The organism is aff. Roholtiella sp. LEGE 12411 (assembly GCF_015206995.1).
In the GTDB taxonomy this organism is placed as follows: domain Bacteria; phylum Cyanobacteriota; class Cyanobacteriia; order Cyanobacteriales; family Nostocaceae; genus Komarekiella.
In genome coordinates, this window is the sequence record NZ_JADEXR010000168.1 from 1 (window position 1) to 12,977 (window position 12,977).

A 12,977-nucleotide genomic window follows, 5' to 3' on the forward strand; every position below is an offset into this window, starting at 1 on the left:
GGGCATGGGGCATGGGGAAGCTCTGCTCCCACTCCCCCACTTCCCTAGCTATTTTTCTAGGGTAAATTCTGCCCATTTTTCTGATGTGATTTGTAAGGAGAAAACGGCAAGATATGAACATCTAGAAACGGTTGCAAAAAAATCTTATGTCTTCATTACTGGCTCTGTCTAACAGTTTAGCTGACACCGTAGAGCAAGCTGGGACTGCTGTGGTTGCTGTAAATGCGGGTAGACGTGTTTCCCCAAGTGGTATTCACTGGCGCAATGGGATCATTGTTACTTCTGATGAGTCGCTTCAGCGCTATGACGAAATCACCATTACCCTATCAGATGGGCGCACTGTACCTGTCACACCTATTGGTCATGACTCTAGCACTGATGTAGCTGTCTTCAAACTCCAAGATGTAGAAATTCCCGTGGCCAAAATTGGCGATGCAAAAACGCTCAAAGTTGGTCATTTGATACTGGGACTAGCAAGAAGTAGCGAAGGTGACTTGCGAGCGGCGATGGGTGCGGTGAGTGTAGTTAGTGGTGCTTGGCGGAGCATGAACGGTGGTAATATTGACCAATTTATTCGCCCAGATATCACCCTTTACTCTGGCTTTGCAGGCGGGCCCCTTGTAGATGCTGCTGGTTATGTAGTAGGCATGAATACATCAGGAAGGCGCGGTACTGCTCTGACGATTCCCGTTGCTACAGTCGATCGCATCGTTAACCAATTGGTAGCAAAAGGACGTATTTCCAAGGGTTACTTGGGTGTAAGTATGCAACCTGTACGCTTACCAAAAAATCTCAAAACTGCCCTCAATTTAACTTCTGCTAGCGGAGTGATTGTCGTCAACGTTGAACCTTCTGGGCCTGCTGACAATGCAGGCGTCTTGCTTGGGGATGTGTTAATAACATTTGATGGTGCTACATTAAATGATACTGGTGATGTACTAGCACTTCTCAATAGTGGCGATCGCATTGGTCAAACCGTCAAAGTCCAAGTTGTACGAGGTGGAACATTAGTTGAGCTAGCGATCGCAGTTAGTGAACGTCCTATCAAAGAAGATTGACATTTTTACACGTTCACTTAAGCTCAGAACTCAAAATTTCAAGTTCAAAACTCAGAACTTCAACCTCAAAACTCAAAACTTCAACCTCAAAACTCAAAACTTCAACCTCAAAACTCAGAACTTCAACCTCAAAACTCAAAACTTCCAGCTCAAAACTCAAAACTTCCAGCTCAAAACTCAAAACTTCAAGCTCAAAACACCTCCGCCTAAAACCTTAACAAATCGGGTTTTAAAACTAGACTATTCTTTGCGCCTCCGCGTCTATGCGTGAGACAAAAAATATCCATGCCAGCAAAAAAAACCGTATAACATGGCAAACATAACATTTAACAACATAGCTGCTGAATTAACAGCAGTAGCTGCTAAGCTACGCAATAGCACTGTCAAAATAAAAAGTGGTTCTCTAGGAGTCGGTTCCGGTGTAATTTGGCAACCTGACGGACTAATTATCACAAATGCCCATGTAGCAACCAGCAACAGTGCCACTGTGGAATTGTCAGATGGACAAGTATTTGATGCAGTGCGTACACAATTTAACCCACAGCAAGATTTGGCAGCCCTAAAAATTGCTGCTACTAACTTAACTGCTGCAACGATTGGCAATTCTGAAGCGCTGCGAGTAGGTGAATTAGTCTTAGCAGTAGGAAATCCCTTTGCAGACAGTGGTGCTGTTACTACCGGAATTATATCTGCCAATAATTCGCGGGCGGTTATGGCAGATCTGCGGCTGTATCCTGGTAATTCTGGAGGGCCGCTTGCTGACTGTCTCGGTCGAGTCGTAGGTATTAACACTATGATTGCCAATGGTTTGGCTGTAGCAGTTCCCAGCAGCACTGTAGACCGTTTTTTAAGCGGTGATAATCGCCCACAACTGGGGGTAACACTACAATCTGTGCTTTTAGACAGACGCACCTTGGGTTTATTAGTGTTGTCAATTTTACCTGGTGGTGCAGCAGAAACCGCCGGAGTACAAATCGGTGATGTGTTAATTGGAGTTGCGGGGCGTTTGTTTACTAACCCCAACGATTTAGCTAAATATCTCCATCAAAGCAACAATAACCAATCACTTCCTCTACAAGTGCTGCGCGGTGGACAGCAATTTGTTTTGTATATTGCGGTGCAGAGTGGGAATGCCGTGGAGGCGACATGATCCGAGTCATGGTAGTTGCGACTTCCCCTGTGGTGCGAGCAGGGTTATCAGCTGTGGTGACTAATAATTCTACCACGCTGACGGTTGTGGGAAGTGCATCCGATTTGGATGTACTTGCAAGGGAAGTTGGGCAATTACAACCTGATGTAGTGCTACTAGATTTGAGCGGGAATCTTCAACAATCGGTGTGGGAAAAATTGCTGTTCATTCAAGAGGAGCAATACCCATTAGGAATTATTGTAATTGTTGAGGAACTTGACAGCATCGACTTAGAGATGGCTTTACGTTCTGGTGTCCGGGGTATGTTACCCAGCATCAGTACAGAGTCGGAAATTGTCGCTGCTGTTGAGGCGATCGCTTTTGGTTTAGTGGTGCTACACCCAGATTTTTTGGAGTTGCTTTCTGTGCGAGAAAAAGTAGTGACACCTGTGCAAAGCTTGACACCACGAGAAATAGAGGTTTTAGGTATGCTCGGTTCTGGGTTGGGTAATAAGGCGATCGCTAAAGGTTTGCACATCTCTGAGCATACAGTTAAATTTCATCTTTCATCGATTTTTCAAAAGCTCGGTGTCTCCACCCGCACTGAGGCTGTTGCTGTAGGTGTGCGACTAGGTTTAATTATGCTGTGATTCTCCTGACTACCCTTTTTTCCTCAACATCTCGCAGAACGCGGTAGCATAAATTTCTCCCCCTCCGCTGCAAATGTACCGCGAACCATCAGCACAGTTTCATCAAATTCATGAGGAAATGATTGCACATCTTTGACATCGAGATGTTCAGGACTAAAGTAGATCACTACCTCTGCAATGGGTTGAGGTATCCTAGCCAGAATCTCGTTTAAAGAGCATATCTGCGTTGCCACTAGATCAAAAAGATGAAGTCTACTATCTTCTATTTCCATGCAAGCGATTAAATCTAAATCTTCCACATAATATAAGGGACGGCTTCCTTCATTGACGCAAAACACGGGTTTTTCCTTGACTACTCCAACAATATTAGATACAGGTGTGCGTGTTTCCAAAAGTCTGTGCAGCAATGTGAAATCTTTGATATCTGCAAAGTTCAGCACTCTCAAGCCATCAGTGCCACCTGTAGAGTCACACTTGACTTTGAAAATGTATTCTTTGATAACACGAAAGCCAAAAGGTAGGTAAAACTCTGGTTGCGGTGTCGTCAATACTATTGTTTCATAACGTTGGTCGCAATATTCCAGTACTTCCTCCATCACTTGACGGTAATAGCCTCTGCGGCGAAATTCCGCACGGGTAGCTACCGCATGGACTCCTCCCACAGTTAGCCTTTGTCCCATAATTTGCATAGGAATTTCTAACACTCCTACATGGGTAATGGCTATATCATCATGAAACCGAATAAACGGTGTCGAGGCTGTTTCCCAGGATGCACCTAGTTTTCTTCCACATTCTGCCATACTGCTGAGTCCGGGAAATGTGTCTTCTAACAAGTCAAAAAGCTTATCGCTTAAGGCAGAGTCAGCAGAAAATGATTGTTTGAAGTGATACTGGTTCATATCTTACTCTCAATTGATCATGTAGCACTACAAATACTACAAAATAAATTCCAGTAAATTCCAGAACAGTTACATTGAGCAAGCGACGTTCTTGAGTATGGTCATTGGGCCTTGGTCTTTGAGAATTTTCATTTCTTGTTCGTTTCGCACCAGCAGCGCACCCGCAAAGCCTAATGAGTTCACACATATAGACTGGAAATGCTCTTGCGATCGCGGGATGATTAACATCCATTCTCTCGTTGCTAAAAGATTGTAAGCACCAGATTTGCCATCAACACCGTTTAAACCCACAGCACGTAATAAAGTGTGATAGCATTCCAGAGTTGCCTCAGCCGCTGCTAATGGGGACGCCCAATGGGGGTCTATAGTTGCAAAAGCGTGTACAAAAGGAAATCCAGGTATAGTTGCGATCGAGTCCTGAAACTTTGCCGATGCTAGCAGCAGTTCAATGGGTATCTGCGCTCCTGATGGTGTCAATGGTAAAGGTACAACTTGTAAGTGCTTGTGTCGCTGACTAGCACCTGCAATCTTGCCACTGTTGTAGAATGCTAAACCATCGAAATCAGCCAAACATGCCAACATAGCTACAAAATCTTCTACCGTAAGTAAACTTTCTTGTTCCTCAAAGACACGGGTAATGATTAGTAAGTGATATTCAACAACATTGAATTTATTCAAAATACATACATGAGTATCGGAAATATCCGCAACAAACAAATCCTCTTCGTAGGGTAGAAATGGATTAAAATCTTTGCCAGAGGAAACAGTTTGTTTTTTCTGTTTCTGTTTAGCTGCATCCTTGCGGTCAAGATTGGATAAAATTCGTACCAAAAAACGCACTTCATCCTGTTCAACAAATTCAAACTCTGTTGGTATTGACAGCAGTGCTCCGCATTGTAAAGCATGTTTAGTTCGCTCTTTGACACTTGTCCATAAAGTGCCAGATTTCAGCAATATTTTCCCTTGTGCCATTTATTTTTCTGCCAACATATTTTTGGTTAGTCCGCGCAGGCGGACTTTGTTTGTGTAGTAGCGAATTCTATTCGCCTAAAACTTTTAAAACATCCTCTTATTCTAGTATTAAAGAATTAACTACCTATTTTTATCTAACATCCCAAAAAGCAGGTGCTATGCCGAAACGCCTTCTAGTCGTTGAATCTCCTGGTAAAGTCAAAAAGCTCAGTCAAATTCTAGGTTCAGAGTGGATTGTGCGTGCCAGTTGTGGGCACATCCGAGAACTCAGTGATCAGGGTGAGTATTCATTAGGCTTCACTATGGATGGTAGGAGTATACGATGCAATTATGTCCCTCGTGATCAACGAGCAAAGGAAACGATTCAGCAGCTAAAGGCAGTTACCAAGCAGGTTGATGAGGTTGTATTAGCAACCGATCCAGACCGAGAGGGTGAAACCATCGCTTGGCATCTTCAAGAGGTGCTGGGTTTAAAAGAACCAAAACGAGTTATTTATACTGAGATTACAGCATCTGCTGTTCGAGGAGCGATCGCCAATCCGAGAAAGCTTGACCTTAACTTGGTAGGTGCAGGATTGTGCCGAGATTGCTTGGACAAGTTAGTTGGATACAAAGGAAGCCCCCTAGTCTGGGCGCTGAACAACGGGGCTAAGAGTGTCGGAAGAGTTCAGAGTGCGACATTACACCTGATTTGTCAGCGAGAAACAGAGATTCTGAATTTTGTGCCTCAAGACTACTGGAGTGTCTGGGTAGATTACGCTCTTGGGTTCCGTGCTTTTTACAAAGGAACGGTGAATACTCGCTCAGATGCACCGGAGCAAGAAGTAGAAGCTCATGATGATGCAGCTGGAAATAGCAAACAAACACCAGAATCTAAACGGGTTCTCTCAGAAGCCGAAGCAACACGCCTAGTTGCAGAAGCACGGCGCTATCCTCATCAAGTTATTCAAGTTGAAGGAAAAGTTGTTCCTCGCCAACCACCTCCACCATTTACCACCTCTACCCTCCAACAAGCAGCCGGTTCCAAGCTGAGATTTGCTCCAGACCAAACTATGCTTTTAGCCCAAAAGCTCTATGAGGCAGGGTTAATTACATATATGCGGACAGACTCAGTGATGTTAAGTCCAGAGTTTTGTGCCAGTGTGAAACAGTGGTTGGAACAGCATGATCCGCAAAATGTACCGCAGCAAGTTGCCAAACATCGCAGTGTCAAAACAGCGCAGGAAGCACACGAGGCGATTCGTCCCACAGATATATTTCGTCCCTCAGCCGAATTGCGAGAGGAACTTTCGGCTTTGGAATTTAACTTGTATGTGATGATTTGGAAACGGGCGGTTGCTTCTCAGTGTCGCGCTGCTCAACTGCGTAAGACTCAGGTAATTACTCAATCTGGTTCTTTGCTGTGGCTTGCTCGTGGGCAAGTGGTAGAGTTTCTCGGTTATGCTCGGTATTGGAACAATCTCAGCAAAGACACGATTCTACCTTCCTTGCAGCAAGGGCAGGCGCTCACTCTGGAGAATGCCGGACATGAGCAAAAACAGACACAGCCACCACCCCGTTACAGTGAACCCAAACTGGTGCAGCTAATGGAGCGTAAAGGAATTGGTCGTCCCAGTACCTATGCACCAACTGTCTCAACTCTCAAAAATCGCGGTTATGTGCAGTTAACAAAAGAACATTTACAACCAACAACTTTGGGGCTAGAAGTTGATGCTTTTTTGGTCGAGGCGTTGCCGGATTTGCTGGAGGCAGAATTTACTGCCAAGATGGAAGATGCTCTAGATGCGATCGCCCAAGGAAAACACTCTTGGCAGCACTACCTTACAGATTGGAATCAAGATTACTTTGCGCCAGCTTTAGCAAAAGCCAAGACTGTGATCGTCAGTTCCTCATCTCCAAAAAAAGCTTCAGCAGTAGAAGAGCGTAAATATGAAACTTCTAAGACCCGTTGTCAACAGTGCAACAACTTTCTAGCCAAAATTCCCAGCACTAAGGTCAAAAAGAAATACTTCCTCAAATGTATTAGCGGCTGTGAAGATACTGTCTTATTTTGGAGCGATCTCAACAAAACTTGGGAACCACCTCGATCTAAGGCAGCTAAGGGTGAAAATCCTCAAATGTCGAAAGCCTTAATCACCAAATATCCCTGTCCAGTATGTAAGAAACCTCTAGAGGAGTATAGCTATACCAAAGAAGGACAGAGCAAAACAATGCTCCGGTGTTCTGACCCTCAGTCTCGGAATGACCGAAAGCATAAAGATGCAGCTTATTTCACTACGGCCAAAGGCTGGTGGAGTCCCAAGTTTGGCAACTTAAAGTAAATACAAGCAATTATCCCCAGCAAACTAGCTATAGGGCTAGTATTTGATTTGGGAAAAAAATTCAGTACATCTTTATTACTTCTTCTCCATGCCCCATTCCCCATTCCCCATTCCCCATTCTCCATTCGGTGTCTCTACGAGTCAGTTCACGAATCAAATCGGATTACTATATGACGGTTTAATCATTCATGAAGGTTGTCATTCGTCATTGATCAAAAGTATTTACAAATCACAAATGACCAATAACCAATGACGTTCTCAGCCAGTGAATATGCAACTTAGACGCACATTAGCTTACTACGCAGTCCGGTGAAATCTTTTTTCACACTGCCATCATTTCCGATTCTGTGTAAGATAGACTACCAAAAAAGTCATAGCGATCGAGTGCTTCCAAAATTCCCCATGCATACTGTCCTTGAGCAAAGTAAATTTGTGGATAGCCACGCAACTTTTCAATTTCTTTGCTGTAGTTGCTAACAACTACAGCTAGGGTATTCCCAGCCAGCATCGATTCATCATTACCTGATGCACCTGCTACTAAAAAGCGTTTGATTGGTAATCCCCACTTCAAAGCACAATAACGAATGGCGTCTCCTTTAGAAGCTCGGATCGGTAACAGATCAAGATACAGATCATGGCTGTATATTCCTTTAACGTGGAGTCGATGCCGTCGCAGATGACGCATAATTTCCTTAAAGCTGATTGATTTGGCTTCATCGACAAAGTAGCTGAGTTTAAACTTACCTTGAACTTCCGGGGGTTGCATTACTACTCCAGGCAGTTCCTCCATTGCTTTACGAACAGCGTCAGCCTGCCAATGGTAACTAATGTGTCTTTGCCAGTTCGTATCTGTGACTATCTGAGGCCCATAGTAGATTTCGCTACCTGCCGATACAATTAGCAGGTCTGGCATTGGAAACCGCCATTCTTCCAACATCTGCAAAGAACTTTCCAGGTTTCGCCCGGTAGCAATTCCCACACCGATATTGTTACCTTTATTACGCAGTTGCTCGATTAATTTTTGTAGGGCTTCTTCGTCGCCTAATAGAGTGTTATCAATTTCGCAAACAAGAAAACGATCGGCAGTTGGTAAGCGGTTTGTGCTAGGTATGTTCCAATCAGGTAAGTCGGTTGCTGGAGCTTTTGGCAGAGGACTGAGCAGAGATTGGACTCGTCGTTGCGGCAATTGCAGCACCCGTTCGAGATATTTCTCTACATGGCTATCCCAAGAGAAATTTTCTTGTACACTATTCAAGCCATTGGTAGACCAACGTTGCCATTGTTCAGTATTGGTTAGCGACGTTCGCAGAGCATCTTGGATTTGTTTAATATCGAGAGGGTCGATTAGCATCCCATTGTTGCAAGCCGCCAGGATATCTCGCGGCCCACCATCCGATGTGGCAATAATTGGCACACCACAGGCTGTAGCTTCAATTAAGGTTAGACCAAATGGCTCAGTTAATGCCGGATTGATAAAAACTCCTCGTGTTTTCGCAATCAATCGATATAGCTCAGGTACTTCATCGGCACTGTGATGCTTGGGATAAGCAACGTATCCGTAAAGGTCGTAGCGGTCTATAAGCTGGAAGATTTCGGTGAGTACCTGGCGCGGGCCTGATTCCATCGTAGTGATGTCATCTCGGTTTCCTAACACAAGAACTAGGTTTGCTAAGTGACGCAACTGTGGATCTTCACCATAGGCTTTGACAAGAGTGCTAACATTTTTACGCATCGCCGCACGGGAAAGGGCCATAATAATTGGCTTTTGAGGGTCTATGAGAAATCTTTTTAATTGCTCATATATTGGTGGTTCCTGCCAATTTTTAGGCACTGGGTAGAAGTGTTCAAGCGCCACCCCAGGAGGAATTACAACCATTCGTTGCGGCTGATAGTGATCGTAAATGCCGTACTGCTGCGTCACTTCTTGATGAGTACTGGCAATGATTAACGCTGCACTCGCCAAGGTCGTTTCCTCGGCTTCAATTCGGATGCTTATATGAAAATTATTTTCAATGGTTTCTGGTTTAGTTCCCTGTTCTAAGAGTCTTTGTTGTTTGACACGTCCCAGGGAATGACCCGTATGCACTAGTGGTATACCTAACCAACCAGCAACTCGACACCCCACATATCCAGCATCGGCGTAATGGGTATGAATCACATGGGGTAATTTTCCAATTTGGCGTAGGTGCTTTAGTAACTCATCTGCAAAGTTATCTAAATGCGGCCAAAGAACTTCCTTGCGGAGATAGCGACGCGGCCCACAGTTAAGGCGAATAATTCGAGTTTTGTCGGAAATAATTTCTAAAGGTTGAGCGTAGTCGGGACTAACTTTTGGATCACTAACTAAACGGGTTACTAAGTCTACACGCTCGACTTGTGGATTTGCGGCTAGGGCTTGAGCGAGTTCTAGTACATATCTCGTTTGTCCGCCAGTGTCAGCATCTCGTCCTAATTCTAAATTGTTACCGCGAATTAAGCCGTGAACACTGACTAGTAGAATATACAACCCTGGGCTATTTGACATTGTGCATTCCTCAATGTTGTTGCATGACAGCCTAGGTACAGCTTTTCATACACATGGGTATTGTATTGATCGCTTGAGTGTAAAAAAAATATGCGGGTATTTGCAGATTATAAAATAGATTTTCCTTCATTAAGTAATATCAAATTTGTTACGGTTGTTACAAAATCAGCTAGCAACTTCATAATAGTTTCAATACATCCGTTAATATTTATTACCCAGCGTTAGCTCAAAGTTTAAAAAAGAGTTGAAGTAAGACTGAAGCATTGACAGAATAGACAAAATTTAGGTAAAAGAATAACCTAATGATTTATGAAATCTGAAACTAGTTTTCTCCCGAATTTCATGGATTTTATTCGCGTTTAGTTTTCATGAGTAAAAGTTTTTGAGGAAGTTCGCTAATATTTAGCTAAAACAAAAAGAAGCCTCTCACTCACCGCGATCGCGGAGCAGAGGCACCAGAAATGATAGTGTGTGGAATATGTCACAACACACTCTAGCTTCCTTGATTGCAATCTTTTTATGTCAGAAATCATAACTGACGTTTGCATCTTAACATTAGCATTCATCAGAGCCAGGCAACTTTTTGTGGCTATGAAGCACAAAGGAACTTAAAACAGCATAAGAGTTTCAGGACAAATCCTAATAGCAATTATGTTTCAAACAAATCCCTGACAGGAATTTAGTTTATTTATAGCGCTTTTCAAATGAATAGACTATAAATCGTAGGATAGATAATGTACAGGAAAGTCTCTATGATCACCATTTAAAATATTGGTGGGCATTGCCACCATACAAAAAAATGCTGTCAAATGAATGATCTTATTCCTGCTCGCAAATTAATTAATATTCAAGCCTAACTTGCCAAAGAGCGCAACTGTGCCGCCGCCGAGCCTACTCTGATAGCATGGGTTCGCACCTGTCTGACTCTAATCAGCTTTGGCTTTGGGATTAATGCCATCCTGAGTGCTGTTCATAGGCTATTACGCAAATAAACTTGCATATTATGAGCGTTTAGGCTGTCAAAAGTCACGCATTCCAGAGTCCAGAATTACTTTTGACTTTTGAACGCCAGTTCACTCAACGGGGGGAACCCCCGCACATGACTGGCTCCTCTTGACAATCTTCATGAGTAACTATGCAAGTTTATTTGCGTAACAGCTTATTTGCCTTTGTGGGTATTAAGGCAGCCAGAGGTGAAGTTTATCGAACTTACGTAATTTTAAGCGATCGCCACTGCTGGTTGCTGCCAGCGTCCTACTGCTTTACCAATCACCGCCAATTCTTGCATGAGGTTGTCGAAGCGGTCTGGTGTTAGAGATTGGGGGCCATCGGATAAGGCTTTAGCGGGATTGGGGTGAACCTCAATCATTAAAGAATCAGTACCAGCTGCGATCGCAGCCATTGCCATTGAAGGTACAAACTCAGACCAACCTGTGCCGTGGCTGGGGTCAATCATGATTGGTAAGTGAGTGAGTTTTCGCAAAACTGGTACTACTGAGATATCCAGCGTATTCCTAGTATACTGGCGATCAAAGGTACGAATTCCTCGTTCACACAAAATCACATTTGGATTTCCCGCTGCCATAATATACTCGGCCGCCATTAACCAATCTTCAATAGTAGCCGCCATTCCTCGTTTCAAGAGAACTGGTTTGGACTGCGCTCCCACTTTTTTCAGCATGGAGAAATTCTGCATATTTCTTGCTCCCACCTGAATTACATCAGCAATTTCTGCGATTTTATCCAGATCGGCGGCGTCCATTACTTCTGTAATAATACCTAGTCCACTGACTTCGCGCGCGATCGCAAGCAATTCCAAGGCACTCTCGCCGTGTCCTTGAAAAGCATAAGGTGAAGTCCGGGGTTTATATGCCCCTCCGCGCAAAAACTTGGCTCCAGCTGTCTTGACGCGCCGTGCTGTCTCTACAATCATTTCTTCATTTTCTACCGAGCAGGGGCCTGCAACGATTACCAAAGGCTGGTGTTCACCAAACACAACTACTTCATTGGGGGTATCAACCACAACTTTAGAAGCTTCCCCGTGACGGAACTGGCGACTAACCCGTTTGTAAGGCTGCTCTACCCGCAACACTTGCTCAATCCAGGGGCTAACTTCCTGAATTTGTAGCGGGTCTAAGCTGGCGGTTTCACCTACTAGACCAATCACCACTTTGTGTTGACCAACAATTTTTTCTGGTGTCAATCCCCAGGTAGTTAGTTCCTCGCTAATGCGGTCTATTTCCGTCTCTGGAGAACCACTTTTCATTACGACAATCATGTGAAAGTCCCTAATTAGTAAAGTAGATTTTTTAGCAAATAGGCTTAACTTTATTGTTGCCTATCTGTTTAATTACAAATAATTAGAACAAAATACAGCGCTCAGCGGCTTTACTACTTAATAACTAAATATTGAGTACAAAAAGAATTATAAAATTTTAATTAGCAATGTTGAAGTTATAAAATTTCAACTTCAACATTCACTTTAAAACCTACCCAATACCGCAGTCATCTGATGCCTGAGCGCTGGAATTATACTTTCTTTTGCCGAGTTTCGCGCCAAACCGCCACCATTCGTCCCCAATTGGTGCTGAATTCACCCAAACCCAGCAGACTTCCAACTCTTTCTTCATCCCACGAAGCAGAGAGAACACCGTAAGTTATTCCTAACACCCCCAAACCAAATAATCCCATGTTCACCAATAACACGGCGATGGGAGGTAGTGTGATGTCGGAGTAGATGGCAAGCAGATAGCTGACAACTAGGGTAGTGATACCTAAAGCTGTTGGTATGCCACAAAATCCAGCCACTCGTCGGATCATCCGCTGACTGACTATTTGGGGAATTGTCATCTCTTCTTTGGTATAAGGCGGCTGCTTGCTAGCCTGTCCCTCAGAGGTCTTTAGCTGTGCTGATGGCTTACTTTGAGATTTTGCGGGCTTTGGGCGCTTTTTGTTTGGTTCAAAGGGCAAGCGACTGCGTTCAGATTCTTCAGCAGACATAAGCGGTCGTTCCTATCCACGAATACCGAGGCGAGCGATCAAAGCTTGATACTTTTCCCGGCTATCCTGTTGGATATAGGCTAAAAGACGCTTGCGCTGACCAATTAGCTTTAAAAGTCCTCTTCGGGAAGAATGGTCTTTCTTGTTTGCCTGGAGATGTTCGCTGAGGCGGTTGATGCGCTCAGTTAACATGGCAACTTGGACTTCGGCGGAGCCTGTATCGGTTTCGTGAACTTGGTAGTTAGAGATTATTTCCTGTTTTCGCAGTTGCGTCAGAGCCATGATCGATTTAATTTCTAGTTTTTCTAAATGTATGCAGCAGTCTCCCATAATATCACAGCCCTCAAGCTGGATGCGGAATGACCTTTTCAGATTACGCTGTATTATTTTTGCTGAAAGCGGGGGATGGGGGATGGGGCATGGG

General features: G+C 44.0%; 11 protein-coding genes. 5 read left to right on the top strand and 6 right to left on the bottom strand.

What is annotated here, in order from left to right; translation table 11 throughout:
* Positions 1-146: 146 nt before the first annotated feature.
* The 3 genes from IQ246_RS24985 to IQ246_RS24995 all read left to right on the top strand — a co-directional run bounded on the left by IQ246_RS24985 (position 147) and on the right by IQ246_RS24995 (position 2,837).
* Positions 147-1,058: a S1C family serine protease gene (locus IQ246_RS24985; RefSeq protein ID WP_194006017.1), complete on the top strand. Its 912-nt coding sequence runs from the start codon at positions 147-149 to the stop codon at positions 1,056-1,058.
* 310 nt (positions 1,059-1,368) lie between these two features.
* Entirely contained in the window at positions 1,369-2,208 is an 840-nt protein-coding gene (locus IQ246_RS24990) for a S1C family serine protease (RefSeq protein WP_194006018.1), read from the top strand.
* Positions 2,205-2,837 carry a response regulator transcription factor gene (locus tag IQ246_RS24995; RefSeq protein ID WP_194006019.1) on the top strand — a complete coding sequence of 211 codons (633 nt, stop codon included), beginning with the start codon at positions 2,205-2,207 and terminating at the stop codon, positions 2,835-2,837. The genes IQ246_RS24990 and IQ246_RS24995 overlap by 4 nt, the downstream gene beginning before the upstream one ends.
* Positions 2,838-2,860: 23 nt before the next feature.
* On the opposite strand, the gene IQ246_RS25000 is transcribed toward IQ246_RS24995, so the two are convergent.
* Together IQ246_RS25000 and IQ246_RS25005 are read right to left on the bottom strand one after the other, a co-directional pair.
* A complete protein-coding gene (locus IQ246_RS25000) occupies positions 2,861-3,736 on the bottom strand; it encodes a GNAT family N-acetyltransferase (RefSeq protein ID WP_194006020.1) in 876 nt (291 codons plus the stop codon).
* A 69-nt stretch (positions 3,737-3,805) separates the two neighbouring features.
* Positions 3,806-4,708: a phosphorylase gene (locus IQ246_RS25005; protein ID WP_194006021.1), complete on the bottom strand. Its 903-nt coding sequence runs from the start codon at positions 4,706-4,708 to the stop codon at positions 3,806-3,808.
* A 158-nt stretch (positions 4,709-4,866) separates the two neighbouring features.
* Here IQ246_RS25005 and topA point away from each other — a divergent pair, with 158 nt between their 5' ends.
* Positions 4,867-7,029 carry a type I DNA topoisomerase gene (gene topA / locus IQ246_RS25010; RefSeq protein ID WP_194006022.1) on the top strand — a complete coding sequence of 721 codons (2,163 nt, stop codon included), beginning with the start codon at positions 4,867-4,869 and terminating at the stop codon, positions 7,027-7,029.
* A gap of 322 nt (positions 7,030-7,351) precedes the next feature.
* On the opposite strand, the gene IQ246_RS25015 is transcribed toward topA, so the two are convergent.
* Complete coding sequence (locus IQ246_RS25015; RefSeq protein WP_194006023.1) at positions 7,352-9,553, bottom strand: HAD family hydrolase; 2,202 nt, start codon at positions 9,551-9,553, stop codon at positions 7,352-7,354.
* An 899-nt stretch (positions 9,554-10,452) separates the two neighbouring features.
* Between IQ246_RS25015 and IQ246_RS31375 the strand changes: the two genes are divergently transcribed.
* Positions 10,453-10,545: a hypothetical protein gene (locus IQ246_RS31375; protein WP_339379203.1), complete on the top strand. Its 93-nt coding sequence runs from the start codon at positions 10,453-10,455 to the stop codon at positions 10,543-10,545.
* A 227-nt stretch (positions 10,546-10,772) separates the two neighbouring features.
* Here IQ246_RS31375 and aroF read toward each other — a convergent pair whose 3' ends face one another.
* From aroF to rpsO, 3 genes are all read right to left on the bottom strand, one after another.
* On the bottom strand, positions 10,773-11,831 hold the full coding sequence (gene aroF, locus IQ246_RS25025) for a 3-deoxy-7-phosphoheptulonate synthase (protein WP_194006024.1): 1,059 nt from the start codon (positions 11,829-11,831) through the stop codon (positions 10,773-10,775).
* Positions 11,832-12,082: 251 nt separating this feature from the next.
* On the bottom strand, positions 12,083-12,553 hold the full coding sequence (locus tag IQ246_RS25030; protein WP_194006025.1) for a PAM68 family protein: 471 nt from the start codon (positions 12,551-12,553) through the stop codon (positions 12,083-12,085).
* A gap of 12 nt (positions 12,554-12,565) precedes the next feature.
* Positions 12,566-12,835 (bottom strand): 30S ribosomal protein S15, encoded by a 270-nt coding sequence (rpsO, locus tag IQ246_RS25035; protein ID WP_194006026.1) that lies wholly within the window; start codon positions 12,833-12,835, stop codon positions 12,566-12,568.
* Positions 12,836-12,977: the final 142 nt, after the last annotated feature.